Source organism: Streptomyces sp. NBC_00096 (genome assembly GCF_045041305.1).
Classification (GTDB): domain Bacteria; phylum Actinomycetota; class Actinomycetes; order Streptomycetales; family Streptomycetaceae; genus Streptomyces.
Window position 1 is genome coordinate 4,864,638 of sequence record NZ_CP108221.1, and the last position, 24,680, is coordinate 4,889,317.

General features: G+C 72.6%; 22 protein-coding genes and 1 riboswitch. Of the genes, 9 read left to right on the forward strand and 13 right to left on the reverse strand.

Features of this window, described 5'->3' with window-relative positions; all coding sequences use genetic code 11:
• Positions 1 to 37: 37 nt before the first annotated feature.
• Positions 38 to 538: a GNAT family N-acetyltransferase gene (locus tag OG904_RS21440; RefSeq protein WP_405498165.1), complete on the reverse strand. Its 501-nt coding sequence runs from the start codon at positions 536 to 538 to the stop codon at positions 38 to 40.
• 148 nt (positions 539 to 686) lie between these two features.
• Here OG904_RS21440 and OG904_RS21445 point away from each other — a divergent pair, with 148 nt between their 5' ends.
• Positions 687 to 1,082 (forward strand): nuclear transport factor 2 family protein, encoded by a 396-nt coding sequence (locus tag OG904_RS21445; protein ID WP_405493329.1) that lies wholly within the window; start codon positions 687 to 689, stop codon positions 1,080 to 1,082.
• Between the two features lie 121 nt (positions 1,083 to 1,203).
• On the opposite strand, the gene OG904_RS21450 is transcribed toward OG904_RS21445, so the two are convergent.
• Positions 1,204 to 1,569, reverse strand: coding sequence for an antibiotic biosynthesis monooxygenase family protein (locus OG904_RS21450; RefSeq protein WP_405493331.1), 366 nt, complete (start codon positions 1,567 to 1,569; stop codon positions 1,204 to 1,206).
• Positions 1,570 to 1,714: 145 nt separating this feature from the next.
• Here OG904_RS21450 and OG904_RS21455 point away from each other — a divergent pair, with 145 nt between their 5' ends.
• Positions 1,715 to 3,742 carry a bifunctional glycosyltransferase 87/phosphatase PAP2 family protein gene (locus OG904_RS21455; RefSeq protein WP_405493333.1) on the forward strand — a complete coding sequence of 676 codons (2,028 nt, stop codon included), beginning with the start codon at positions 1,715 to 1,717 and terminating at the stop codon, positions 3,740 to 3,742.
• Between the two features lie 498 nt (positions 3,743 to 4,240).
• Here the strand turns inward: OG904_RS21455 and OG904_RS21460 are convergent, their stop codons facing one another.
• Together OG904_RS21460 and OG904_RS21465 are read right to left on the reverse strand one after the other, a co-directional pair.
• Entirely contained in the window at positions 4,241 to 4,588 is a 348-nt protein-coding gene (locus OG904_RS21460) for a DUF6193 family natural product biosynthesis protein (RefSeq protein WP_405493335.1), read from the reverse strand.
• 151 nt (positions 4,589 to 4,739) lie between these two features.
• On the reverse strand, positions 4,740 to 5,984 hold the full coding sequence (locus OG904_RS21465; RefSeq protein ID WP_405493337.1) for a cytochrome P450: 1,245 nt from the start codon (positions 5,982 to 5,984) through the stop codon (positions 4,740 to 4,742).
• Between the two features lie 269 nt (positions 5,985 to 6,253).
• Here OG904_RS21465 and OG904_RS21470 point away from each other — a divergent pair, with 269 nt between their 5' ends.
• A complete protein-coding gene (locus OG904_RS21470; protein ID WP_388500891.1) occupies positions 6,254 to 7,423 on the forward strand; it encodes a steroid 3-ketoacyl-CoA thiolase in 1,170 nt (389 codons plus the stop codon).
• Between the two features lie 179 nt (positions 7,424 to 7,602).
• Here OG904_RS21470 and OG904_RS21475 read toward each other — a convergent pair whose 3' ends face one another.
• From OG904_RS21475 to OG904_RS21505, 7 genes are all read right to left on the reverse strand, one after another.
• The gene (locus OG904_RS21475) at positions 7,603 to 8,007 is read right to left on the reverse strand and encodes a transglycosylase SLT domain-containing protein (RefSeq protein WP_405493340.1); all 405 of its coding nucleotides are present in this window, start codon (positions 8,005 to 8,007) and stop codon (positions 7,603 to 7,605) included.
• Positions 8,008 to 8,402: 395 nt separating this feature from the next.
• Positions 8,403 to 9,308: an ECF transporter S component gene (locus tag OG904_RS21480; protein WP_405493342.1), complete on the reverse strand. Its 906-nt coding sequence runs from the start codon at positions 9,306 to 9,308 to the stop codon at positions 8,403 to 8,405.
• Positions 9,305 to 11,251 carry an ATP-binding cassette domain-containing protein gene (locus tag OG904_RS21485; RefSeq protein WP_405493344.1) on the reverse strand — a complete coding sequence of 649 codons (1,947 nt, stop codon included), beginning with the start codon at positions 11,249 to 11,251 and terminating at the stop codon, positions 9,305 to 9,307. Before OG904_RS21485 ends, OG904_RS21480 begins: the two co-directional genes overlap by 4 nt.
• Positions 11,252 to 11,282: 31 nt before the next feature.
• Positions 11,283 to 12,410, reverse strand: coding sequence for an energy-coupling factor transporter transmembrane component T (locus OG904_RS21490; RefSeq protein WP_405498167.1), 1,128 nt, complete (start codon positions 12,408 to 12,410; stop codon positions 11,283 to 11,285).
• A 296-nt stretch (positions 12,411 to 12,706) separates the two neighbouring features.
• A complete protein-coding gene (locus OG904_RS21495; RefSeq protein WP_405493346.1) occupies positions 12,707 to 13,348 on the reverse strand; it encodes an SCO2322 family protein in 642 nt (213 codons plus the stop codon).
• Positions 13,348 to 14,592, reverse strand: a complete 1,245-nt coding sequence (locus tag OG904_RS21500) for a prenyltransferase/squalene oxidase repeat-containing protein (protein WP_405493348.1) — start codon at positions 14,590 to 14,592, stop codon at positions 13,348 to 13,350. Before OG904_RS21500 ends, OG904_RS21495 begins: the two co-directional genes overlap by 1 nt.
• Before the next feature lie 139 nt (positions 14,593 to 14,731).
• Positions 14,732 to 14,812, reverse strand: a riboswitch (cobalamin riboswitch).
• A gap of 101 nt (positions 14,813 to 14,913) precedes the next feature.
• Positions 14,914 to 15,978, reverse strand: a complete 1,065-nt coding sequence (locus tag OG904_RS21505) for an MBL fold metallo-hydrolase (protein WP_405493350.1) — start codon at positions 15,976 to 15,978, stop codon at positions 14,914 to 14,916.
• A 269-nt stretch (positions 15,979 to 16,247) separates the two neighbouring features.
• Between OG904_RS21505 and OG904_RS21510 the strand changes: the two genes are divergently transcribed.
• Together OG904_RS21510 and OG904_RS21515 are read left to right on the forward strand one after the other, a co-directional pair.
• Positions 16,248 to 17,720, forward strand: a complete 1,473-nt coding sequence (locus OG904_RS21510) for an aldehyde dehydrogenase (RefSeq protein ID WP_405493352.1) — start codon at positions 16,248 to 16,250, stop codon at positions 17,718 to 17,720.
• A complete protein-coding gene (locus OG904_RS21515) occupies positions 17,720 to 17,953 on the forward strand; it encodes a ferredoxin (RefSeq protein WP_266877329.1) in 234 nt (77 codons plus the stop codon). The genes OG904_RS21510 and OG904_RS21515 overlap by 1 nt, the downstream gene beginning before the upstream one ends.
• Positions 17,954 to 19,301: 1,348 nt before the next feature.
• On the opposite strand, the gene OG904_RS21520 is transcribed toward OG904_RS21515, so the two are convergent.
• The gene (locus tag OG904_RS21520; RefSeq protein ID WP_405493355.1) at positions 19,302 to 19,973 is read right to left on the reverse strand and encodes a TetR family transcriptional regulator; all 672 of its coding nucleotides are present in this window, start codon (positions 19,971 to 19,973) and stop codon (positions 19,302 to 19,304) included.
• Positions 19,974 to 20,189: 216 nt separating this feature from the next.
• On the opposite strand from OG904_RS21520, the gene OG904_RS21525 reads away from it, so the two are divergent.
• The 3 genes from OG904_RS21525 (at position 20,190) to OG904_RS21535 (ending at position 23,483) form a co-directional block, all read left to right on the forward strand.
• On the forward strand, positions 20,190 to 21,602 hold the full coding sequence (locus OG904_RS21525; protein ID WP_405493357.1) for a glycosyltransferase family 4 protein: 1,413 nt from the start codon (positions 20,190 to 20,192) through the stop codon (positions 21,600 to 21,602).
• A gap of 61 nt (positions 21,603 to 21,663) precedes the next feature.
• Positions 21,664 to 22,398 (forward strand): class I SAM-dependent methyltransferase, encoded by a 735-nt coding sequence (locus tag OG904_RS21530; protein ID WP_328298404.1) that lies wholly within the window; start codon positions 21,664 to 21,666, stop codon positions 22,396 to 22,398.
• Positions 22,395 to 23,483, forward strand: a complete 1,089-nt coding sequence (locus tag OG904_RS21535) for a prenyltransferase (RefSeq protein WP_405493359.1) — start codon at positions 22,395 to 22,397, stop codon at positions 23,481 to 23,483. Before OG904_RS21530 ends, OG904_RS21535 begins: the two co-directional genes overlap by 4 nt.
• Positions 23,484 to 23,556: 73 nt before the next feature.
• Here OG904_RS21535 and OG904_RS21540 read toward each other — a convergent pair whose 3' ends face one another.
• Complete coding sequence (locus OG904_RS21540; protein WP_405493361.1) at positions 23,557 to 23,859, reverse strand: hypothetical protein; 303 nt, start codon at positions 23,857 to 23,859, stop codon at positions 23,557 to 23,559.
• A 260-nt stretch (positions 23,860 to 24,119) separates the two neighbouring features.
• Between OG904_RS21540 and OG904_RS21545 the strand changes: the two genes are divergently transcribed.
• Positions 24,120 to 24,629, forward strand: coding sequence for a hypothetical protein (locus tag OG904_RS21545; RefSeq protein ID WP_405498169.1), 510 nt, complete (start codon positions 24,120 to 24,122; stop codon positions 24,627 to 24,629).
• The last annotated feature ends 51 nt before the right edge of the window (positions 24,630 to 24,680 follow it).

Here is a 24,680-nt window from a genome sequence, read left to right on the forward strand (position 1 = left end):
CCGCCCGGACTCCGCCGCCCGCGCCCCGCCGGCCGGGTCAGACCAGGCGCTTCTCGAACCAGTGCTCGGCGTAGGGGCCGTCGTTGTACGCGGGTATCTCCGCGTACCCCCGGCGCGCGTACAACGCCCGGGCCTCCACCAGGTCGGACCGGGTGTCCAGCCGGACGCGCTCGGCGCCCAGCGCGCGGCCGGCCTCCTCCAGGGCCCGGAGCAGGGCCGCCCCGCCGCCCGTACCGCGGGCGCGCGGGTCCACGTACACCCTGGTGAGCTCGGCGGTGACGGTGTCCAGGAGGCGTATGCCCCCGCAGGCCAGGGGCCGGCCGTCGAGTCTGCCGACCACGAACGCGCCCGTCGGAGCCGTGAGCCCGTCGTCGGGGAAGTCCAGGAGGCCCTGGTCGATCTCGGCCTCCGTGACGCTCCGCTTCCAGTATCGGCCCGCGACCTCCGCGTAGTACGCGCGGCGCAGGCGCGTGGCGTCCGGAGTCGCGAACGCCTCGGCGGATACCAGCCAGGAGGCAGCGGAAGCCGCCGCTGGCATGGCCGCCGCGGCCGTGGTGGTGATCGTCTCGTCGCTGGTCATGGCGTCATTGTGGAGCCGGACGCGGCCGCCCCGCGTGGAATATCCACAGGCACGGGCCGATGATAGGAAAAAGGACAAACCGTGCGCACGAAGGGCGTGAAGCGTCATGTCGGAGCATCCTGACTGTGTCCTGGTCCGTCGCGGCTACGAAGCCTTCGTCCAGGGCGACATGGAGAAGCTGGGCGCGATGATGACGGCCGACGTCATCCAGCACATGCCCGGCAGCAGCCCCATCTCCGGGCACCACAAGGGCCGGGAAGCGGTCCTCGACCTCTATCGCCGGCTGGGCGAGGAGAGCAACGGGACGCTTCGGATCCAGCTGGACAAATTGCTCGCTGACGGCCGCGGCCACGTCATGAGTTTCCACACGACGCGCGCGGACCGCGGCGACCGCGGCATCGAGATCCACGAGGGCATCTTCTTCACGATCGTCGGCGGGAAGATCAGCGACCTCGACGTCTGCATCGAGGACATCGACGAGAGCGACGCCTTCTGGAGCTGAAGCGGCGGAGGCCGGCGCAGACGTCGCAGACGTCTCAGACGGTCCAGGACAGCGCCCGGAAGGAAAGAAAGAGAAAAGAAAAAGACGGGTCCGGAGCCACCGCTCCGGACCCCTCCGCCGCTCAGCCCTGCTTCGGCGCCGCCTGCTGCACGACCTCGAAGGACCACACCGAAGAGCCCGTGGCCGCAGGCTTCGGCCGCTCCGCGCCGCCCTCGCCGCCCGCCGCTCCGCCCGGCCGGCCACCCGCCGCGCCGCCCCCCTGGTGGGCCGCCTTCATGGGGCCCTCCATCCATGCCTGGAAGTCTTCCTCGGAACGCCACCGCGTGTACACGAGATACTGGTCAGTGCCCTCGACGGGCCGCAGCAGCTCGAACCATTCGAAGCCGTCCGAGCCCTCCACGGAGCCCGCGCGGGAGGCGAACCGCTGCTCCAGGACTTCCCGCTGCTCGGCCGGGACGGTGAGTGCATTGATCTTCACGATGCTCATGCCGACATCCTAGGTATCCGGCGAGGGATATCGTCGTCCGGGTAAATGAAGCACGCGGTATGAAACGCGGTATGAAACGCGGTACGAAACGCGGCAGCCAGGCGAAGTCAGGGTTGCAGTCAACAGGGCGGGAGGCCGGCGAGGCGTGGCTAACGCGGCGGAGCACAGTGGTGCGAACGGACATGCCGGGGTCATAGGCGGTACCGGCGGCAGGCTCGGGGCGGCGCGCCTCATGCTGTGGGCGCTGGCCGGGCTGCTAGCCGTCAGGCAGGCCGCGGTCGTGATGCGCGTGCCACCGGGGGAGTGGCTCAGCGGTTTCCACCTCCCGGGCAGTCTGCCGGGCTCGCTGTACGAGAACGGCCAGTTCACCGGGACCCCCTTCGCGGGGCTGGTCCTCAAGCCGCTCCTCGGGCTCGCCGCGCCCTCCCTGGAGGTGGCCTGGACCTGCGTGACGCTGCTCTTCGTCGCCGCCATCGGGCTCGTCGCCGCGCGCGGCCTGCCCGATCCCGTGCCCCGGCGCACCGCGCTGCTGGCCGCGCCGGTGCTGGTCGGGCTGATGATGGTCTCGCTGCCCGTCCGCGAGGCCGCGCTGCCCGGGCAGACCGCCGTGCTGCCGGTCCTGCTGGTGCTGCTGGCGGTGTTCCGGGTCCCCGGGGACCGGCCGTCCGGCTTCCTGATCGGCCTGGCCGCCGCGCTCCAGCCCGCGCTGCTGCTCTTCGCCCCGCTGCTGTGGCTGACCGGACGCAGGGCCGGCGCGCGCTCCGCCGCCGTGACCTTCGCCGGCGCCTCCGCCCTGTCCTGGGCGGCCCTGCCGAGCGACTCGTGGACGTACTGGGTCAAGCACCTGGCCGGCACCGGCCTCGGCGGCGCACCCGACGGCCTCGCCAACCAGTCCGTGCACGGCGCGCTGCTGCGCCTGGGCCTCTCCGGCCCCGGCGAGGTCCTGCTCTACGCCGCCCTCGCGGCCCCCATCGTCTGGATCGGCCTGCGCCGCGCCGCCCGCTACGCCCGGGACGGCCAGCTGCTGCTCGCCGTCGCCATCACCGGCTGCGTGGCCGTCGCCGTGTCCCCGACCGGCTGGCGCCACCAGCTGCTGTGGGTGCTGCTCGCGGTCGCCGGCAAGGTCGGCAAGCGGGCCGCCGACCGGCCGGTGTGGCCGGTGGCGGTGGTCCTCGCCATGACCCTGCCCAGCGACGTGCTGATGCCCAACCTGGCCGCGCTGGCCCCCGTACGGGACAACGTGCTGCTGCTCGCGGCCCTCGCGGCGGCCTGCGCGGTACCGTTCCTGCCGCGCTCCTCCCCGTACTGGCGCGAGCCGGTCCCCACGGCCTACGGGCGGCCCGCGCCGGCGCGCTGGGCGCGGGTTCCGCTGCTGCCGTTCTGGCGGCGCGTGCTGTCGCGCCCGAACCTGCTGCTGGAACTGCTGCTGATACGGGTCGGGTACTCGCTCTACTCACACATCCGGGCCGCCGCGCCCACCAGCCGCAGCCTCGCGGAGGGCAACGGGAGCCAGATCCACGGCATCGAGAAGGCGCTCGGCATCGACATCGAGCTCGCCGTGAACCACGCCGTGGTGAAGACGCCCTGGCTGGAGGCGTTCTTCAACTTCTACTACACCTCCTTCCACTTCGTGGTCCCGCTGACGATCCTGGCCGTCCTGTACTGGCGCCGCCCCAAGGACTACCGCTGGGCCCGCGCCTCCCTGGGCCTGGCCACCGTGCTGGCGCTCACAGGCTTCTGGCTGTACCCGCTGGCGCCGCCGCGCCTGATGCCGGACCTGGGCTTCGTCGACACCGTCCACGGGGTGCAGGACCTGGCGAACCCGAGCTACGGGGCCATGACCGCGATCTCCAACCAGTACGCGGCGATGCCCTCGCTGCACTTCGGCTGGTCGCTGTGGTGCGGGATCGTGATCGTGACGCTGGCACCGAAGCGCTGGCAGAAGCTGCTGGGGGTGCTGCACCCGACCATCACGGTCTGCGCGATCGTGGCCACCGCCAACCACTGGGTGCTCGACGCGGTCGGCGGCGCGCTCGTCGTCGGGGCGGGGTTCGGGCTCGTCTACGTGCTTTCGGGGCCGCGGGGTGCTGCGCTGCAGGCCGGGGTGGCCGTGCCTAGGCCGCGGCAGCCTGAGCGGGTCGGAGCGGGGTCCGCGGAGCGGACTAGGGCCTGACCTGGGCCTGGCCGGGGCCTGGCCGGGGCCTGGCCGGGGCCGGGTCGGGCCGGGCCGGGCGACGACGAAGGGGTGCCGGGGCGGTGTAGCAGCCCGTCCCGGCACCCCTTCGCGCTGGATCGCCGCGTGATTCAGGATCCGCCCGGGGCGCGGTTTCCGCCACTCGGGGCGGGGCGGGGGCGCGGGGGCGGCGGAGCCGGCGGGCCCTGCGGGGCCGTCCCCTACCCGCCCTTCGCCCGTTCCCCGGGCTGCGCCCGGACCCCTCCCGTGCGGCGCCGTTGCCGGGGGGCTCTGCCCCCGGACCCCCGCGCCTCAAACGCCGGCGGGGCTGGATTTGGGTACGGCGTCGTTGTCGGGGCTCGGCCCCCCCCGGGACCCGCGCCTCAAACGCCGGCGGGGCTGGATTTGGGTACGGCGTCGTTGTCGGGGCTCGGCCCCCCGGGACCCGCGCCTCAAACGCCGGCGGGGCTGGATTTGGCCGGGCTGGATTTGGCCCGGCTAGTCGGTCGGTAGGTGGGCCACGACCATGGCTATCGCCGCCTGGGCCGTTTCCGTTTCGCCGAGGACCGTCGTCTGGCGGGGGCCGCGTACGCGGAAGCGGCCGTTGGGCAGGGGTTCCACGGCCGGTGCGGTCACGGCGAAGGGGTGGCCGGCGGAGGCGCTGAACCAGAGCGTGAAGTGGCTGGTGTACGGGTACAGCCGGCGCAGTTCCGGCTCCTCGCGGGCGGCCTCGATGAGTGCCAGGACGCCCTGGCTCATGGGCTCGGACCCGTTCTCCTCGGCCATTCGCCGCCAGGTCGTCGGCAACCGCTGCCAGCGTCTGGCGCTGGGGTCCTCAAGGTTCATCCGGGCAGTCTGGTGGCCGGGCCGCCGCCAAGGCAATGATCCCGAAGGCGGCGAGACGGTAACGACTCGGCGGTAACAAACGGGGGTGACGACCGAGGGACGGCAGGGGCCGGGCGTGGGAGGTGGGGCCCCTGCCGTCCTGGATCACGGGTCAGCCGTGGCTGACCCGCAGCTCCTTGATGCCGTTCAGCCAGGCCGCCCGCAGCCGGCGCGGGCCCTCGCCGACGAGGTGCAGGTCGGGCAGGGCGTCGGCCAGGGCGTTGAACATCAGGTCGATCTCCATGATGGCCAGCGATTTGCCGAGGCAGAAGTGCGGGCCGCCGCCGCCGAAGCCCAGGTGGGGGTTGGGGTCGCGGGTGATGTCGAAGGCCTCCGGGTTCTCGAAGACCTCGGGGTCGTGGTTGGCGGAGGAGTAGAACATCCCCACCCGGTCGCCCGCCTTGATCTTCTGCCCGCCCAACTCGGTGTCCTGGGTGGCGGTGCGCTGGAAGGACACCACGGGGGTGGCCCAGCGCACGATCTCCTCGGCGGCCGTCGAGGGCCGGGTCGCCTTGTACAGCTCCCACTGCTCGGGGTGGGTCAGGAAGGCGTGCATGCCGTGGCTGATGGCGTTGCGGGTGGTCTCGTTGCCGGCGACGGCCAGCAGCAGGACGAAGAAGCCGAACTCGTCTGAGCCCAGGTTGCCCTGGCCCTCGGCCGCCACCAGCTGCGTGACGATGTCCTTGGCCGGGCACTCCTTGCGGGCCGCGGACAGGTTCATCGCGTAACCGATGAGCTCCGCCGCGGCGTTGCCGCCGACCTCGGCGGTGATCGCGTACTCCGGGTCGTCGTAGGCGATCATCTTGTTGGACCAGTCGAAGATCCGGGACCGGTCCTCCTGCGGTACGCCGATCAGCTCGGCGATGGCCTGCAGCGGGAGCTCGCACGCGACTTGGGTGACGAAGTCGAAGCTGCCGTCGGCCGAGGCCTCGACCGCCTCGGCGACGATCTTGCGGGCGCGGTCGCGCAGGGCGTCCTCCAGCCCGCGGATGGCCCGGGGGGTGAAGCCCCGCTGCACGATCTGGCGTACGCGCGTGTGCTCCGGCGGATCCATGTTCAACATGATCAGGCGCTGGGCATCTATGGCTTCGCGCTGGATGTGCTCGTTGAAGCGGATGATCGCCGTGTTCGTAGTGGAGGAGAACAGCTCGGGGTGCGTCGAGATGTACTTGACGTCCGCGTGCCGGGTGACGGCCCAGTACCCCTCGTCGTCGAAGCCGGTGATGCCCCGCTCCTGAGGGCACCACCAGACGGGCGCGGTCTGCCGCAACTGCGCGAACTCGGGGTAGGGGACCCGGGCTTGGAGCACGTCCGGGTCGGTGGCGTCGAAGCCTTCGGGCAGCACGGGGCAGGTCATCGGGGCGACTCCAAAGTCTGATGGCCCATCAGAAGTTGGCTTGAAGGTAGTAACGAGTTCTAGAAGTGACAAGGGTCCCCGCGCCAACTGTTGCGTGTGGAATCCGTGTAAGCCACGTGCAAGACCCTTGCGTACCGGGTCTTCTGGTCATAAGACTGCGGGGAGAACTAGAACGCGTACTAGTTCGGGTGGGGCGCCGGGACGGCCCGCCCGCCAGCTGAGGCGCGCTGTGCGCATCGCAGGAGCAGGAAGCAGGAGAGGACGAGCTCATGGCCGCGGAACCCGTCATCGTCGAAGCCGTACGCACCCCGATCGGCAAGCGCGGGGGCGCACTCGCCAATCTTCATCCCGCCTACCTCCTCGGTGAGACCTACCGCGAACTCCTCGCCCGCACCGGCATCCAGCCCGACTGCGTGGAGCAGATCGTCGGCGGCACCGTCACCCACGCGGGCGAGCAGTCGATGAACCCCGCCCGCAACGCCTGGCTGGCCATGGGCCTGCCGTACGAGACCGCCGCGACCACCGTGGACTGTCAGTGCGGCAGCTCCCAGCAGGCCAACCACATGGTCGCCAACATGATCTCCGGCGGGGTCATGGACATCGGCATCGCCTGCGGGGTCGAGGCCATGAGCCGCGTCCCGCTGGGCTCCGGCTCCAAGCACGGCCCGGGCAAGCCCTTCCCGGACGAGTGGAACGTCGACCTCCCGAACCAGTTCGAGGCCGCCGAGCGCATCGCCCGCCACCGCGGACTGACCCGCGAGGACGTGGACAAGCTGGGCGTGCTGTCCCAGCAGCGGGCCGCCACCGCGTGGGCCGAGGAGCGCTTCAAGCGCGAGACGTTCGCCGTGCAGGTGCCGACCACCGAGGCGGAGCAGGCCGCCGGCCAGGGCATGTGGCGCCTGGTCGACCGGGACGAGGGCCTGCGCGACACCTCCATGGAGGCGCTCGCCCGGCTCAAGCCGGTCATGCCGACCGCCGTGCACACCGCCGGGAACTCCTCGCAGATCTCCGACGGGGCCGCCGCCGTGATGTGGGCCTCGCGCAAGATGGCCCGCGCGCTCAAGCTGCGGCCGCGCGCCCGGATCGTCGCCCAGACGCTCGTCGGCTCGGACCCGCACTTCCACCTGGACGGGCCGATCGACGCGACGCGGGCGGTCCTCGGCAAGGCCGGCATGTCCCTGAAGGACATCGACCTCGTCGAGATCAACGAGGCCTTCGCCTCCGTGGTCCTCAGCTGGGCCCAGGTCTTCGACCAGGACCTGGAGAAGGTCAACGTCAACGGCGGCGGCATCGCGCTCGGCCACCCCGTCGGCGCCACCGGCGCCCGGCTGATCACCACCGCGCTGCACGAGCTGGAGCGGCGCGACAAGGAATTCGCCCTGATCACCATGTGCGCGGGAGGCGCGCTGGCGACGGGCACCATCATCCAGCGGCTGTAGCTCCGGCTGCGCCGCCTTCGGACCCAGTGGGATGGGATGGCGAAGGCCCCGGTGGCCGGACCTGGGGAGGTCGGCCGCCGGGGCCTTCGCGTGCGCGCGCCGAGTCCGGCCGAAGGCCGGATGGGCGGGCGGTGCCGGGCGGAGCCGGGCTGTGCTGCTGGTCCGCTGCCGCTGGTGGCTTAGTACCAGTGGTTGGTCTGCCAGAAATTCCAGGCGCCGACCGGGCTGCCGTAGCGGGAGTTCATGTACTCCAGGCCCCACTTGATCTGGGTGGCCGGGTTGGTCTTCCAGTCCGAGCCCGCCGAGGCCATCTTCGAGGCCGGCAGGGCCTGGACCAGGCCGTACGCGCCGGAAGAGCTGTTGGTGGCGGTGTGGTTCCAGCCGCTCTCGCGGGACACGATGTTGTTGAACGCCGCGAACTGCGCCGGGTCCTTGATCATCTGCTGGGCGATCGCCTTGGCGTTCATCGGGGCGGCCTGCGCCGGAACGGCGGCAAGCATGGAACCGGCGACGCCCAGGGCGAGGACGGTGCCCGCGAGGGTCTTCTTCGAAGCGGCGATGCGGCGGATGACTGCGTTGGACACGGACGGAACCTTCCGAAGGGGACAAGGACGGTCGCGGCACGCCGAAGACGTGCGTGAGCCACTCACGCGGAGGAGAGGGGATCGGCGGCGGGACCGGGAGACCGGGGGCGAACCCGGGGGATCTCCGTCCGCCCTGCGACTCATCCAGTTCTACGGGGGTCCGCGGCCCCTGGCAACGACCCCTCTTACTAGTGGCCCTCGCAGCCGGGGCGCAACGGCCCCCCACCGGCCGGGCCGGTTTCCGTGCAGGTGGGAGGCGGTCCCCGGGGGTGGGCGGGGGCCGTTCAGGGACTACTATCCCGGCTCGTATGTGACCTAGGTCCTGTGGGGCGGGTCACCGGCCGGCGGCCCGGATCTCACCGTCCGTGGTCGCCCGTACCCCTTCGAGGGGAAGGTCAGGCCCCGGATCCGGACCCCGGATCGAAGGCCACGGGCACATCGAAGGCCGCTTTCCGTGTGGCCCGCCGCAGCGCCTTCAGCAGGGTCGTGCCGAGCGCGAGGGTCAGTACGACGGTCAGCGCGGCCCGGCCCAGGTCCCAGCCCAGCGAGGTCGCCAGGCAGTACGCGAGGAAGCGGGTCAGGTTCGCGGCCAGCGGGTCCCCGGGGTGGAAGGAGACGCCCTGCCCCATGCCCTGCAGGATCACCCAGCCCTGCAGGTTCATGATCGTGCCGTACGCGAACGAGCCGAGGAACCCGTACAGCGCGAGCATCGCCAGCTCGGCCCGCCCCCGGATCCGGTCCGGCCCCGGCAGCAGGCCCGCGCCCAGCGAGAACCAGCCCATGGCCAGCATCTGGAACGGCATCCACGGGCCCACCCCGCCCGTGAGCAGGGCCGACGCGAACATCGTGACCGCGCCGAGGACGAAGCCGAAGCCCGGGCCGAGGACGCGGCCGCTCAGCACCATCAGGAAGAACATGGGCTCCAGACCGGCCGTGCCCGCGCCGAGGGGGCGCAGCGCGGCCCCGACCGCGGCCAGTACGCCGAGCATGGCGACGGCCTTGGCGTCCATGCCGTCGTCGGCGATGGTCGCGACGACCACGCCGACGAGCAGGGGCAGCAGGGCGGCGAAGAGCCAGGGGGCGTCCTGGGAGTGGGCGAAACCGGACTGGCGGTCGGCGAGGAGCGGCCAGCCGAAGGCGGCGAGACCGATGAGGGTGACGAGGACCAGGGCGGCGGCGGCGCGGGGGCCGATGCGGATGGGGCGGGGCTGTTTGGTGGGGGGCCCGGTGGGCTGCTCGGAGGGCTGCTCGGAGGGCTGCTTGGCGGGCTGCTTGGCGGGCTGGGTTGCGGGGTCGCTCATGTGCCCTCCCCGGCGTTCAGGGCCGCGGCGACCTGGGAGACCGTGAGCCAGTGGGCCGGGGCCAGGATCTTGGCCACCTGCGGTGCGAAGGCGGGGGAGGAGACGACGACCTCGGCGGTCGGGCCGTCCGCGACGATCTCGCCGCCGGCCAGGATCACCACGCGGTGGGCCAGCTCGGCGGCCAGCTCCACGTCGTGCGTGGCCAGGACGATGGCGTGGCCGTCGGCGGCGAGTCCGCGCAGGATCTCCACGAGGCGGGCCTTGGCGGCGTAGTCCAGACCGCGGGTCGGCTCGTCGAGCAGCAGCAGGGCCGGGCGGCCGGTCAGGACCAGGGCCAGGGCGAGGGCCAGGCGCTGGCCCTCGGAGAGGTCGCGCGGGTGGGTGTCGTCGGGGACGTCGGGGAGGAGCGAGGTGACGAGGGCGCGGCAGGTCCCGGGGGCCGCCCCGGCGTCGTGGTCGGCGGCGGCGCACTCGGCGGCGACGGTGTCGGCGTAGAGGAGGTCGCGGGGTTCCTGGGGGACCAGGCCGACGCGGGTCACCATCTCGGGGGGCGGTGTGCGGTGGGGGGTGCGGCCGCTGACCGTCACCTGGCCGGTGGTGGGCTCCAGGGTGCCGATGAGGGTGGCGAGGAGGGTGGACTTGCCGGCGCCGTTGCGGCCCATGAGCGCGATGGTCTCGCCCTTCGCCACGGTGAGGTTGATGCCGTGGAGGACCTCGGCGCGGCCGCGGCGGAGGGAGAGGTCCTTGACGGTGGCGGGTACCTCCGAGGGGCGCTCCGGGGCGGGGGCCGGGGCCGGGGCCTTGGTCAGGCCGCGGCGGAGCAGGCGGGCGAGCAGGCCGGTGCCGGTGCCGGTGCCGGTGCCGCTGCGGGTGCCCTGCGGGCGGCCGTCCCCTACCCGCCCTTCCCCCGTTCCCCGGGGCTGCGCCCCGGACCCCTCTCGGGGCTGCGCCCCGGGCCCCGCTTGGGGCTGTGCCCCGGGCCCCGCTTGGGGCTGTGCCCCGGGCCCCGCTTGGGGCTGTGCCCCGGGCCCCGCTTGGGGCTGTGCCCCGGAGTCGGCCTGGGGCTGCGCCCCGGGCCCCCCTTGGGGGTGTGCCCCGGGGTTTGTGTCGGGGTGGGGGGTCGGGAGGGTGGAGAGGCGGGAGATGAGGGGGGCGGAGCGGCGGCGGGCGTCGCGGATGGAGAGGGGGAGGGGGGACCAGCCGGCCAGGCGGCCCAGGGCCACCACCGGGGGGTGGACCGGGGAGACGGCCATGATCGAGGACGGGGAGCCCAGGACCGGTGCGGCGCCCGGGGAGGGCAGGAGGAGGACCTGGTCGGCGTACTGGACCACCCGCTCCAGCCGGTGCTCCGCCATCAGTACGGTCGTGCCCAGGTCGTGGACCAGGCGCTGCAGGACGGCCAGGACCTCCTCCGCCGCCGCCGGGTCCAGCGCGGACGTCGGCTCGTCCAGGACGAGCACGCGCGGGTGCGGGGTCAGGACCGAGCCGATCGCGACCCGCTGCTGCTGGCCTCCGGAGAGGGTGGCGATGGGGCGGTCGCGCAACTCGTTCAGGCCGAGGAGGTCGAGGGTCTCCTCCACGCGGCGGCGCATCACGGAGGGCGGCAGGCCGAGGGACTCCATGCCGTAGGCGAGCTCGTCCTCGACGACGTCCGTCACGAAGTGCGCCAGCGGATCCTGGCCGACCGTGCCGACCACGTCCGCCAGTTCGCGCGGCTTGTGCGTACGGGTGTCCCGGCCCGCGACCGTGACCCGGCCCGACAGCCTGCCCCCGGTGAAGTGCGGGACCAGGCCCGAGACGGCCCCCAGGAGGGTGGACTTGCCGACGCCGGAGGGGCCGACCAGGAGGGTCAGTTCCCCTTCGGGGAGTGCGAAGTCGGCGTGGGAGAGGGAGGGGGCCGACGCACCCTCGTACGTCACCGAGACGTCTTCGAAACGGATCATCGGAGTCGTGGGAGTTGTGGGGGGCACTGGGCTATGCCTCCTTCGGTGATGGGGGTGGCGGCGGCAGCGGTGCCACGAAGGCCGGGAGCAGGCCGATCAGGATCGCCGCGGCCGGCCAGAGCGGGAGGGACGGGGCGACCAGGGGGACGACGCCCGGGCGCAGGGCTTCCGGATCCAGGGACGCGGCCCGGATCAGCAGCGCCGCGACCGCCGCGCCCGAACCGGCGACGAGCCAGGCCCGTACCCCCCAGCGGTCCGGCCGGTACCGGGTCCGGATCGACCGGCGGCCGCCCAGGCGGAGCCCCGCCAGGGCCAGGACGAGGGAGCCGAGGAGGAGGGGGAGGCCGAACGCGCCGCCCTCCGCGGCGAGGAGCCCGTACGTACCCGCGCAGATGCCGAGCAGCCCGCCGAGGGTGAGCACGTTGGTGGTGCGCCGGACGGCGGCCGGGACCTGTGCGGTGCGGCCGTAGCCGCGGGCGTCCATGGAGGCGGCGATGGCCACCGAGCGTTCGAGCGCGCCCTCCAGGACCGGGAGGCCGATCTGGAGGATGGCCTTCACCCCGCCGGTGGGGCGGCCGCGCAGCCGGCGGGCGGTGCGGAGCCGGACCACGTCCGCGACCATGTTCGGCGCGAAGGTCATCGCGACGACCACGGCGACGCCGACCTCGTACAGGGCCGCGGGCAGGGACTTCAGCAGCCGCGCCGGGTTCGCGAGGGCGTTGGCGGCGCCGACGCAGATGAGGAGCGTGGCGAGCTTCGCGCCGTCATAGAAGGCGAAGACCAGCTGCTCGGCGGTGACCCGGCCGCCGAACCGGATGCCCTGCGCCCAGCCCGGGAGGGGCACTTCGGGAAGGGTGAACAGCGTGTGCGCGCCGGGGATCGGGGAGCCGAGCAGCATGGAGAAGACGAGGCGCAGGCCGATGACGAAGAGGCCGAGCTTGACGAAGGCTCCGTAGGAACGCGCCCAGGGGGCGTCGGTGCGGCGGGCCGCGACCACGTAGCCGGCGACGCCGATGATCAGGCCGAGGAGGAGCGGGTTGGTGGTGCGGGAGGCGGCGGTGGCGAGACCGAGGGCCCAGAGCCACCAGGCGCCCGCGTGCAGGGCGTTGCCACGGGTGGCCTCGGGGGCCCGCCATCTGCTTTTCGTGTACGTCGGCACGCGCGGGGCGCCGGTTGCCCGGTCGGCGTCCTGCCCGGCCGGGGTGGGGACGTCGTGTGCCGCGCCGTGGGTGGTGCCGGGGGAGCGTGCCGCGCCGTGGGTGGTGCGCCCGGCCTGCGGCCGGGCTGGGTTCCCACCCGCACCACCCGCACCACCCGTGCGGGTCGACGGTCGGGTGTGGGTGGCCCCGTCCCGTACCCGGCCACCGTCGGCGTCCGCCCCGCCGTTCCCGGCCTCAGCGGCCGGGGTGGTGGGTGCCGGTGCGGGCTCGGACCGGTCCTCGGCGGGGCTGCCGGTCACCGGGTGCGGCGGCGGCGGGATTGCCAGACGGCGGCCGCGGCCAGGGCGGCCACCGCCGCGATGCCCGCGAGGAGGCCGGCCGACGGGCCGCCGCCGGTGTCCTCGGCCGCCGTGGCGGGGGCGTCCGCGACCGGTTCTCCGCAGCCTTGCTGCGGGTAGCCGGCGACCGCGCACAGCAGCGCCGCGCTGTTGTAGCGCAGCGGCTTCGCCACCGCCGCCAGTGCCTCGGCCGCCGTGGCGTCCGGGCCGACCTGCGCGCACGCCGTCCGCGGAGCCTCCTGCGGCGGGGCCTCGCCCTTCGGGGCCTCGGCCGGGGTGCCGAAGTCGATGACCACCGCGATCCGCTTCTTGTCGGGAACCGGTGCGGTGGAAGAGCAGACCGCCCCGAAATCCGGAGCCGTGCGCGGCGGGGCGGCCTGCTCCGCCGCGTCCTTGCTCACCACGAAGTGGAAGCCCTGCACGGAGCCGTCCACCGGGCGCGCCGAGGAGGGGCCCTGGGTGGCGTACCTCCACTGGCCGCCCGCTCCGTCCCAGAACGACCAGTAGCGGTACGTCGAGGCCAGCGCGGGCGAGGCGGCCAGCACCGTCAGGATGACGCCGAGGACGAGGACCGGCAGGGCCGGACGGCGGCTGCGCATCAGAGCTGGTTCTTCTTCCGGCGGCCGCTCAGCACGATGCCGATGCCCATGCCGGCCGCGGCGCCCGCGAGGATCATCCACCAGACGTTCTTGTTGCCGGAGTCCTTCTTCTCGTCCTTCTTCTTCGCCGGCTGCTCGGACGCCGAGGCCGGCGCCGGGCCCGTGGCGTTCAGCGCCGCCACCAGGTTGGTGCCGCCGAAGTCCTTCGGGTCGGTGCCCATCGCGTGCGCGGCCAGGATCAGGGTGCCCAGGCCGGCCGGGCTGCCCTTGGACCACTCGGCGGAGTTGGCCTTCAGCCACTCCAGCGCGCTCGCCGCCGACTGCTTGTGCCCGGCCGCGGCCAGGGAGATCACCGCGTCGGCGGTGTTGCCGATGTCGGAGGTCGGCTGGTCGGCGCCCGGGGTGAGGGCGGTGAGGTGATTGCCGTCCTTGTTCAGGGCCTTGGCCAGGTATCCGGCCGCGCCCTGGGCCGCCGCCGCCGCCGCGTCACCGGCGGTCGCCGGGCAGGTCAGCGAGGCCGCGAGGGTGTCCGTGGCGGGAGGGGTGACGGCCGTGCCCTTGCCGAGGCCGGCCAGGACCGCGGCGGCCGTCGCGTCGGCGTTCGCGGGGAGCTTGCCGTCGGCCGTCCGCTGGTAGGCGAAGGCACCCCGGTCCTCGGCCGGCTCGGCGGAGCAGCCCAGCTGGAAGGTGAGCAGGCTGTCGTACGCGGACTTGCCCAGCTTCGACGTGACATCGGCCGGCTTCTCGCCCGCCACCGCGAGCGCGCTGATCACCACGGCGGTGGAGCTGGCCTCGCTCGGGGAGCCGGGGAGGTAGGCCCAGCCGCCGTCGTCGTTCTGTACGGACTTCAGCCAGTCCTTAGCCTTCTTGACCACCGCGTCCTGGCCGCCGAGCGCCTCCAGCGCCTGGACGGCCACCGCGGTGGCGTTCGTGTCGAGCGTCTTCGCGTCGCACGCGGCGCCCGTGTCCGCGCGGAACGAGGCGAAGCCGCCGTCGGCGCACTGCTGGCCGGCGAGCCAGTCGATGGCCTGCTGGTTGGGCTTGAGACCGACGGCGTGCTGGGCGAGCAGCGCGAACGACTGCCGCCACACCCCGTCGTACGTCGGGTCGTTCTTGCCGAAGAGGCCGGAGGGGATCGGGGGCGGCGGCGAGGGCGGGGCGACATCGGCGAGGGCCACGGGGGCGGCGCCCACGCAGAGCACGGCGGAGGCGGCGAGCGTGGCGGCGCTGCGGCGGACGTTCATGGCGGGGCGGGTGCCTCTCGTGCTGGGGACCCGGAGGCAGGCAGCACAGCGGGGGCTGGCACCGGGCTCCGGCTCCGTATACCTCGACGGTGCCGGCCGCCGGAGGCCCCGGCGGCGCGAGCCGCGCACCTCCGGTACGGGGCATTCCGGCTCCCCGCCCCGGCGCTGCCGGGGGAGGGTCACGGTTGCGGGTCAGCGCCGGAATTGCACCGGCTTCCCCCCGTACGGAAGTGTGGACGACGCCCATACTCTACCGGCCCGTAGCCCCCGCACCCGGTGGCGAGGCCCGCCGGAGCCCCTTACCGGGTGCCCCCGGGCGTGCTAGACGGCCCGGTACGTCACCGGCTCGCTGCCCGGCACCGCTTCCGCGCGGCCCTGTTTCACGAGGCGCCGCAGATGGGCTTCCGCTTCCGAGACGGCGATGTTGCGGGAGCCGTACGGGATTTGCTCCCAGGGCCGGTTCCACTCCATCCGCTCCGCCAGCGCCCACGGGGTCAGCGGCTCGGCGGCGAGCAGCTCCCGCAGCCCGGCCAGCCGCTCCTCGTGGTGGTCCAGGAGTTCCCGTACGCGGGCCGGGGCGTCGGTGAAGGCGTGCTGGTGGGCCGGGAGCACCTCGGCGGGCTGGAGGCGGCCGATGCGTTCGAGGGAGTCGAGGTAGTCGCCGAGGGGGTCGGTGATCCGGTCGGAGGAGGGGTCCTCGTAGAGGCCGATGTGCGGGGAGATCCCGGGCAGCAGGTGGTCCCCGGAGAAGAGGCGGCCGTTGCCGGGCAGGTTCCCCGGGTGCCGTTCCTCCAGGTGCAGGCAGACGTGCCCGGGGGTGTGCCCGGGGGTCCAGACGGCCCGCAGCCGGCGGCCGGCCAGCGGCAGCAGCTCGGCGGGGACGATCTCCCGGTCGGGGACGGCGGCCGTCAGACCGGGCAGGGTCCGCATGCGGCCGCTCGCGCGGGCGGCGCGCAGCGGGGCGATGTGCTCCTCGGGGGCTCCGGCGGAGGCGAGCTTCTCGCTCATGTAGTCGAACCAGACGCCGGGTTCGGAGGCGCGGGTCCGTACGACGATCTCGGTGTCCGCGGCGTGCATGGCGATCCAGGCGCCGGAGGCCTCGCGGACCTGGCCCGACAGGCCGTGGTGGTCGGGGTGGTGGTGGGTGATGACCACGCCGTGGACGTCGGCAACGGCGATGCCGAGGGCGCCGAGGCCGGCGACGAGGGTGTCCCAGGACTCGGGGTCGTCCCAGCCGGTGTCGATGAGGACCGGGCCGCGGTCGGTGTCGAGGACGTGGACGAGGGTGTGGCCGAGCGGGTTGTCGGGGATGGGCACCTTGATGCCCCACACGCCTCCGCCGTGGTCGGTGACGTGAGGTGTCACGCCGGGGGTGTCCTCTGCCATGAGGGGGCTCCACTCTAACGAGGCCGTGTCCAACCAGATGTCTGACGAGGTGTCTGACGAGATGTCTAACGAGAACGTGTTGCAATAGTCGCCCAAGTCGACCACTTCCGCGCCTTCCTGACTAGTCGTTGGATCTTCGAGTTGTCGCACGGCCTGCTGGGCGGCATACCTGGAGACGGGCCGGGCGAGGCGGTTCGGTCAGGGCCGTGGACTCCTAGAACTAGAACTGGTATCAGTTCTGGAACGCCAAGCCGCAGGAGGCATCAGCCATGACCGAGCTCGTGGAACACGGACAACTGTTCATCGGCGGTGAGTGGACGGATCCGCTGGGCTCCGACACGATCAAGGTCGTCTCGCCCCACACCGAGCAGGTCATCGGCAGCGTCCCGCACGCCTCGAAGGCGGACGTGGACCGGGCCGTGGCCGTGGCCCGCAAGGCCTTCGACGAAGGCCCGTGGCCGCGCACCACGCTCGAGGAGCGCATCGCCGTCGTCACCCGGATCAAGGACGCGATAGCCGTCCGCCACGAGGAGATCGCCGCCTCGATCACCTCCCAGAACGGATCCCCGTACTCCTGGAGCATCCTCGCCCAGGCGCTCGGCCCGATGATGGTCTACGACGCCGCGATCACCGTGGCCCGCAACTACCCGTACGAGGAGTACCGCCAGGGCGCGCTCGGCCCCATCCTCGTGCGGCGCGAGGCGGTCGGCGTCGTCGCCGCCGTCATCCCGTGGAACGTCCCGCAGTTCGTCGCCGCCGCCAAGCTGGCGCCCGCGCTGCTCACCGGCTGCACGGTGATCCTCAAGCCGTCCCCCGAGGCGGTCCTCGACTCGTACATCCTCGCCGACATCGCCCGCGAGGCCGGACTGCCCGAGGGCGTGCTGTCGATCCTGCCGGCCGAACGCGAGGTCAGCGAGTACCTGGTCGGTCACCCCGGCGTCGACAAGGTCGCCTTCACCGGCTCCGTCCCGGCCGGCCGGCGCGTCATGGAGGTCGCCTCCAAGAACCTCACCCGCGTCACCCTCGAACTCGGCGGCAAGTCCGCCGCCGTCATCCTCCCGGACGCCGACCTGGACACCGCCATCGCCGGCATCGTCCCCGCGGCCTGGATGAACAACGGCCAGGCGTGCGTGGCCCAGACCCGCGTCCTCGCCCCGCGCAGCCGCTACGAGGAGATCGCCGAGGCACTCGCCGCCGCGGCCTCCGCGCTGGTCGTCGGCGACCCGATGGACCCCGCGACGCAGCTCGGCCCGCTGGTGGCCCGGCGCCAGCAGCAGCGCTCGCTGGACTTCATCCGGATCGGCCAGGAGGAAGGTGCCAAGGTCCTGTCCGGCGGCGGGCGTCCGGCCGGCATGGACCAGGGCTGGTACGTGGAGCCGACCCTCTTCGGGGACGTCGACAACTCGATGCGGATCGCCCGCGAGGAGATCTTCGGCCCGGTCGTCTGCCTGATCCCGTACGGGGACGAGGCGGAGGCGGTACGGGTGGCCAACGACTCGGAGTTCGGGCTCAGCGGCAGCGTCTGGACCGGGGACGTCGAGCGCGGGATCGACTTCGCGCGGCAGGTGCGGACCGGCACCTTCAACGTGAACACCTTCAGCCTGGACATGCTCGGGCCGTTCGGCGGATACAAGAACAGCGGCGTCGGGCGGGAGTTCGGCCCGGAGGGGCTGAGCGAGTACCTGGAGCACAAGATGATCCACCTGCCGGCCGGGTACGAGCCCCCCGCGGCCGGTGTGTGATGGGTGACCGGTGGCATGTCGAAGTGGACCGGGGGGTCTGCATCGGCTCGGGGATGTGCGTGAACCACGCCCCGGAGGGCTTCGCCCTCGACTCGGCCCGGCAGTCGCATCCCCGGGCGGCGGAGACGGACGCGAGCGAGCCGGTGCTCGCGGCGGCCGAGGGCTGCCCGGTCGAGGCGATCGCGATCACCCTGCTGGGAAGCGGCGAGGCGGTGTTCCCTCCGGAGGAGTGAGGGGGTGGGGTGGGTGGGGGCTGCGGGGGGTGGCTGGGCTGCGGGGTTGGGCGGGGGCGTTGAGGGGCGCCGGGGGGAGCCCGGCAGTCCAGTGTCCTTTCGGTGCGGGCCGGTCCGTCAAGGGCGCTCCTCCTTCGTCGTCGCGTCGCTTCGCGATGGCCTTCGGCCACCCTTGACCGACCGACCCACCCCGAAACGCCACAAGACTTCCGGGTTCCCCCCGGGGAACGGCCGGGAGGGACGGATGGGGAGGAGCGGCCGGATCAGGGATGTCCATGCCCCCTCCGGCCGGTGCGACGATCCGCACCCGTCACCTATCAGGACCGGCCAGTTGGACGGAATAGAGGCCCGGGACGGTCAGAGCATCCAGGGCCGGGCGGTCGGACACCCTTCCCGAGACTTCGCACGGCCAACCGGACCGTAAGGACGACCACCACCCCTTCGCAGGGTCGGTGGGCGCATCAGATCGCTACACAGTCCCACTCGGCTTAGCGACTAACGACCGTCTGTGGCTGGGCATAGGCCGCCCACGGCCCGGATGGGCTTGTGGTTGTCTGGCGACGATCCGTCAGCCCTCAGGACGATCCCTTCGTCCTCAGCGTGCGACTGGTGCTTCTCAGCATTCGACTCTTCGTCCCCAGCATCCGACCCTTCGTCCTCAGCATTCGACTCTTCGTCCCCAGTGTCCGATCCCTCGTCCTCACGCTCCGGGAACTGATCGTTTCGATTCCTCGGCCACGGACGGTCGTTAGTCGCTAAGCCGAGTGGGACTGTGTAGCGATCCGATGCGCCCACCGACCGCGCGGTGCTTCTCGTCGTCCTTACGCTCATGTTGGCCGTGTCGAAGTCTCGGGAAGGGTGTCCGACCGTCCCTGCCTGGATGCTCTGACTGTCCCGGGCGTCCATACCGTCCGGCTGGGCGGTGCTGATAGGTGACGGGTGCGGATCGTCGCACCGGCCGGAGGGGGCGTGGGCATCCCTGATCCGGCCGCTCCTCCACACTCTTCCTCCCGGCCGTTCCCCGGGGGGATCCCGGGAGTCTTGTGGCGTTTCGGGGTGGGTCGGTCGGTCAAGGGTGGCCGAAGGCCATCGCGAAGCGACGCGACGACGAAGGAGGAGCGCCCTTGATGGACCGGCCCGCACCGAAAGGACACTGGACTGCCGGGCTCCCACCGGACCTTGTCGAAGTCACCGACCAACCCGCAGCCCCCGCCCCCGCCCCCGCAGCCCCCGACGACGCGACCGACGCGTAGCGGCGCCGTAGGGGGATCGCTGCCGCAGCGCAGGGGGCGCGCTGCCGGGAGGGGGCGCGTTTGTCGCCCGGGGGGCGCACACCCCGAGAGCGGGATCAGGCCTTTTTCGGCCCGGCCGGGGGTGCCGCCGCGGAGCTCGCGTCCGGCGCCGTCAGGTCGATCAGGCGGCAGACCGTCTCGATGTCGATCTTGACCTGCGCGATCGACGCCCGGCCCGACAGCCAGGTGATCAGCGCCGAGTGCCAGGTGTGTTCGATCACCCGGACCGCCGACAGCTGCTCCGCCGTCGGCGGGGCGTCCAGGCCCATCGCGTCCAGGATGATCGCCGTCGTCAGCCGGGACACCGTGTCCACCTCGGGGCTCACGCTGCGGTCCGCGAAGGTCAGCGCGCGCACCATCGCGTCGGCCAGGTGCGGCTCGCGCTGGAGCGCGCGGAAGGCGCGCATCAGGGTCTCCGCGACCCGGGCCGCGGGCTCCTCCCCGGCCGGCGGGCGCTTGCGCAGCGTTCCGTGCATGTGCTGGAGCTGGTCCTGCATGGTCGCGACGAGCAGGTGCACCTTGGAGGGGAAGTAGCGGTAGAGGGTGCCCAGGGCCACGCTGGAGGACTCCGCCACTTCCCGCATCTGCACCGCGTCGAAGCCCCCCCGGCTCGCCAGCTGGGCGCTGGCGTGCAGGATCCGCCTGCGGCGTGCCTCCTGACGTTCGGTCAGGGGCGGGGACGCCGGTGTGGTGACGGCTGGGGTCACGGCCTTCGCTTCCGCTGTCATCTGTCCCGTTCCAAGGCGTTCCATGTCGTTGCGGGGGCTGGTGCGCACCCAGCATGGCAGGCGCCCGAGCCGTGGCGCGAATCACCCGCCACCCCTCTTACGGTGTGGTTTCCGGCCGGTAGATTCAATGGTCTTCAAGGGATCAAGTCTGAAACTTGTTCTAGATTATCCGAGCGGTTACGCTCCGGCGAAAGTGCAGGGAGAAGGGGGCCGAGAGTGACCGCAGAGGCCATGGTGGAGAGCCCTTCCACGGGTTCCGCCACCGACGACAGCCGCCCGTTGCGGATCGCACTCCTCACCTATAAGGGGAACCCGTTCTGCGGCGGCCAGGGCGTGTACGTCCGCCACCTCGCGCGCGAGCTCGTGAAGCTGGGCCACAGCGTCGAAGTCATCGGCGCGCAGCCCTACCCGGTGCTCGACACCGACGCCCTCACCGGCGCCGGCGCCACGCTCACCGAACTCCCCAGCCTGGACCTCTACCGCAGCCCCGACCCGTTCCGCACTCCCAAGCGCGAGGAGTACCGGGACTGGATCGACGCCGTCGAGGTCGCCACCATGTGGACCGGCGGATTCCCCGAGCCGCTGACCTTCTCGCTCCGCGCCCGCCGCCACCTGGCCGCCCGCGCGGGCGAGTTCGACGTCATCCACGACAACCAGACCCTCGGCTACGGCCTGTTGGCCGGCCTGGGCGCCCCGCTGGTCACCACCATCCACCACCCCATCACCGTCGACCGCAAGCTGGACCTGGACGCCGCCAAGAACCGTCGCAAGCGGGCCTCCGTGCGGCGCTGGTACGGGTTCACGCGCATGCAGGGCCGGGTGGCCCGGCGGCTGTCCTCCGTGCTCACCGTCTCCGGCTCCTCCAAGAAGGAGATCGCCGAGCACCTCGGCGTCCGCGACGAGCGCATCCACGTGGTCCACATCGGCGCCGACACCGACCTCTGGTCGCCCGACGCCTCGGTGGCCGAGGTGCCCGGGCGGATCGTGACCACCTCGAGCGCCGACGTCCCGCTCAAGGGGCTCGTCCACCTCGTCGAGGCGCTCGCGAAGCTCCGTACCGAGCAGCCCGACGCCCACCTCGTCGTCGTCGGCAAGCGCGCCGAGAAGGGCCCGGTCGCCCGCGCGATCGAGACGTACGGGCTCCAGGACGCGGTCCGCTTCGTCAAGGGCATCACCGACACCGAGCTCGTCGACCTGGTCCGCAGCGCCCAGATCGCCTGCGTGCCCTCGCTCTACGAAGGCTTCTCGCTCCCGGCGGCCGAGGCCATGGCCACGGGCACCCCGCTGGTCGCCACCACCGGCGGCGCGATTCCCGAGGTCTCCGGCCCCGACGGCGAGACCTGCCTCGCGGTGCCGCCCGGCGACGCGGGCGCGCTGGCCGTCGCCCTCGGCCGGCTGCTCGCCGATCCCGGGCTGCGCGCCCGGCTCGGCGCCGCCGGCCGCGAGCGGGTGCTGTCCCGCTTCACCTGGGCCAGGGCCGCCGAAGGCACCGTCGTCCACTACCGCGCCGCCATCGAGCGGGCCGCGGCGGGCACGAAGGCCGCGGCGGGCACGTCAGCCGCGCAAGCCGTGACAGCCCCGCAAGCCGCGACCGTCATGACGAGCACGAAGGCCACGAAGACCCGGTGACCTCCACCTTCCGTCCGATGCAGTTCCCCTCTCACCCCCGCGACCGCGAAGGCAGGACCACGTGCTGACCGTCGATTTCTCCCGGTTCCCGCTCGCCGCAGGCGACCGTGTACTCGATCTGGGCTGCGGCGCAGGCCGGCACGCCTTCGAGTGCTACCGGAGAGGCGCCCAGGTGGTCGCCCTCGACCGCAACGGTGAGGAGATCCGCGAGGTCGCCAAGTGGTTCGCGGCGATGAAGGAGGCCGGCGAGGCCCCGGCCGGAGCCACCGCCACCGCCATGGAGGGCGACGCCCTGGCGCTGCCGTTCCCCGACGAGTCCTTCGACGTCATCATCATCTCCGAGGTGATGGAGCACATCCCCGACGACAAGGGCGTGCTCGCCGAGATGGTCCGCGTCCTCAAGCCCGGCGGCCGCATCGCCATCACCGTGCCCCGCTACGGCCCCGAGAAGATCTGCTGGGCGCTCAGCGACGCCTACCACGAGGTCGAGGGCGGCCACATCCGCATCTACAAGGGTGAGGAGCTGCTCGGCAAGATGGAGTCCGCGGGTCTCAAGCCGTACGGCACCCACCACGCGCACGGCCTGCACTCGCCGTACTGGTGGCTCAAGTGCGCCTTCGGCGTCGACAACGACAAGGCCCTGCCGGTCAAGGCGTACCACAAGCTCCTGGTCTGGGACATCATGAAGAAGCCGCTGGCCACGCGGCTCGCGGAGCAGGCGCTGAACCCGGTCATCGGCAAGAGCTTCGTCGCGTACGCGACCAAGCCGCACCTTCCCGTGGGCGCCGCGCAGTGAGCTCACCCGGGCGCACCGCACCCGAGCACCTGGTCCTGGACGGCGTACTGACCGCCGAGCAGGCCGCCGCCACCGTCGCCGGGATCCTGGCCGCGCAGCGCGCGGACGGGGCGATCCCGTGGTTCCGCGGGCACCACCTCGACCCGTGGGACCACACCGAGGCCGCGATGGCGCTCGACGCGGCCGGCGAGCACGAGGCCGCGGAGCGGGCGTACGACTGGCTGGTCCGCCACCAGAACGAGGACGGCTCCTGGTACGCGGCCTACGCCGACCGGGAGGACGGGGTCGACACCCGCGAGCCGCAGGATGCGAGCCGGGAGACCAACTTCGTCGCGTACCTCGCCGTCGGCGTCTGGCACCACCACCTGTCCACCGGGGACGAGGCCTTCCTCGACCGGATGTGGCCCGCCGTGTACGCGGCGGTCGAGTTCGTCCTGCGCCTCCAGCAGCCGGGCGGCGAGATCGGCTGGAAGCGGGAGACCTCCGGCGAGGACGTCCGCGACGCGCTGCTGACCGGCTCCTCCTCCATCCACCAGGCGCTGCGCTGCGCGCTGGCCATCGCCGAGTACCGGGGCGATCCGCAGCCGGACTGGGAGCTGGCCGCGGGCGCGCTCGGGCACGCGATACGCCGGCACCCGGAGCGGTTCCTGGACAAGTCCCACTACTCCATGGACTGGTACTACCCGGTCCTGGGCGGGGCGCTGACCGGCGCGGAGGCGAAGGCCCGGATAGAGGAGCGGTGGGAGGAGTTCGTCGTCCCCGACCTCGGTGTGCGGTGCGTACTGCCGAACCCCTGGGTGACGGGCGGGGAGTCCTGCGAACTGGCGCTCGCGCTGTGGGCCACGGGGGAGTCGGACCGGGCGCTGGAGATCCTGCGCTCGATCGGGCACCTGCGGGCCGACAACGGCATGTACTGGACCGGGTACGTCTTCGACGACCGGGCGGTCTGGCCCGTGGAGCAGACCACCTGGACGGCGGGCTCGCTGCTCCTCGCGGTGGCCGCGCTGGGCGGCGACGAGGCCACGGGTGTGGTCTTCGGCGGGCTGACCCTGCCGGCCGGCCTGGAGCCGGACTGCTGCAACTGAAGTACGGCCGGGCTGCGGCCGGGCTGCGCCTGAGCGCCGTTCGTCCCCCGGTCGGCCGGGGGACGAACGGGGTTCAGCGGCGGTACAGGCGGCCCGCCACGGCGTGGCCGACGACCAGGTAGGCGACGGCCGCGATGCCGTAGCCGATCACCACCTGGACCCAGGCGCGGTTGAAGGTGAACAGGTCGTAGGACCAGCCGGCCAGCCAGCTCGCCGCGTCGTGGATGAAGTCGACCAGCGCGTTGCCCTGGTTGGCGTCCAGCAGGTACAGCAGGATCCACAGGGCGATCACGAAGGCCATGACGTCGGCCACGACCGCGACGGCGCGGCCCGCCTGGCTGCTTCCTCGGGTGTGCACTCGCGTGTGTGTGGGCATGGTGCGCGTCTTGCCGCGCCCGGGCCGGGTAAACCCGAACGGGTCCCCCAGGTGGCGCAGCCGGGGACCCGGGGTGAGGCTGCGGGGGACACCTCAGTCCCCGGAGGCAACTCGTGTCCCTTCCCACCACAACCGTACGTTTCCGTCGCGCCCTTACGGCGGTGATGCTGTCCTGCGCGCTGCTCGGCGGTGCCACCGCCTGCGGCTCGGGCGGCGGCGACGACGCCGCCGTCGGTCAGAGCGACGAGGTCTCGGTGGCCATGGCCGCGTTCGCCGAGGCCGATGCCGCGGCCTCGGCCGAGGACGCGGAGGCGGCGGCCGCCGCCTCCGCATCGCCCTCGCCGACCAGCCCGGCGGAGAAGCAGAAGCTCGCCAAGGCCCGCTTCGTCGCCAACGCGGGGCTCGCGGCCGGTTCCACCTACCAGTGGATCGTCAAGCCGTACCGTGAAGGCAAGTTCAAGAAGGGCGTCAAGGGCCGCAGGTTCGCGCTCATCAAGGCGGGCATCGCGGGTGCCTTCGCCTACAACCGGCTGAGGGCGGCGAGCGAGAACGCCAAGGGCGATCCGCTGCTGTCGAAGGCCATGGGCCCGCTGATGGCGGGCATCGACTCCCTCAAGGGGCTCGGCTCCAAGCTCCGCAATGGCGACGCGGGCGACGCGGACATCGGTGCCTTCGAGAACGTCATCAACAGCGTCAAGGACGCCGGCAAGAGCGTGGGCGCCACGGTGACCGACAAGGACCCGAGCGCGGGTGAGCTGAACCCCCGCTGAGCGCTCCGCACCCCTGTCCCCGGCACAGGCCGGACCGGATTGTTCCGGTCC

Coding starts and splice junctions, on each gene's coding strand:
- OG904_RS21480 (WP_405493342.1), bottom strand. CDS start 9,308: ATGAGCGACCCCGCAACCCAGCCCGCCAAGCAGCCCGCCAAGCAGCCC.
- OG904_RS21545 (WP_405498169.1), top strand. CDS start 24,120: ATGGCCGCGTTCGCCGAGGCCGATGCCGCGGCCTCGGCCGAGGACGCG.
- OG904_RS21470 (WP_388500891.1), top strand. CDS start 6,254: ATGGCCGCGGAACCCGTCATCGTCGAAGCCGTACGCACCCCGATCGGC.
- OG904_RS21460 (WP_405493335.1), bottom strand. CDS start 4,588: ATGAACCTTGAGGACCCCAGCGCCAGACGCTGGCAGCGGTTGCCGACG.
- OG904_RS21445 (WP_405493329.1), top strand. CDS start 687: ATGTCGGAGCATCCTGACTGTGTCCTGGTCCGTCGCGGCTACGAAGCC.
- OG904_RS21505 (WP_405493350.1), bottom strand. CDS start 15,978: ATGGCAGAGGACACCCCCGGCGTGACACCTCACGTCACCGACCACGGC.
- OG904_RS21510 (WP_405493352.1), top strand. CDS start 16,248: ATGACCGAGCTCGTGGAACACGGACAACTGTTCATCGGCGGTGAGTGG.
- OG904_RS21465 (WP_405493337.1), bottom strand. CDS start 5,984: ATGACCTGCCCCGTGCTGCCCGAAGGCTTCGACGCCACCGACCCGGAC.
- OG904_RS21485 (WP_405493344.1), bottom strand. CDS start 11,251: ATGATCCGTTTCGAAGACGTCTCGGTGACGTACGAGGGTGCGTCGGCC.
- OG904_RS21495 (WP_405493346.1), bottom strand. CDS start 13,348: ATGCGCAGCCGCCGTCCGGCCCTGCCGGTCCTCGTCCTCGGCGTCATC.
- OG904_RS21515 (WP_266877329.1), top strand. CDS start 17,720: ATGGGTGACCGGTGGCATGTCGAAGTGGACCGGGGGGTCTGCATCGGC.
- OG904_RS21440 (WP_405498165.1), bottom strand. CDS start 538: ATGCCAGCGGCGGCTTCCGCTGCCTCCTGGCTGGTATCCGCCGAGGCG.
- OG904_RS21500 (WP_405493348.1), bottom strand. CDS start 14,592: ATGAACGTCCGCCGCAGCGCCGCCACGCTCGCCGCCTCCGCCGTGCTC.
- OG904_RS21540 (WP_405493361.1), bottom strand. CDS start 23,859: ATGCCCACACACACGCGAGTGCACACCCGAGGAAGCAGCCAGGCGGGC.
- OG904_RS21450 (WP_405493331.1), bottom strand. CDS start 1,569: ATGAGCATCGTGAAGATCAATGCACTCACCGTCCCGGCCGAGCAGCGG.
- OG904_RS21520 (WP_405493355.1), bottom strand. CDS start 19,973: ATGACAGCGGAAGCGAAGGCCGTGACCCCAGCCGTCACCACACCGGCG.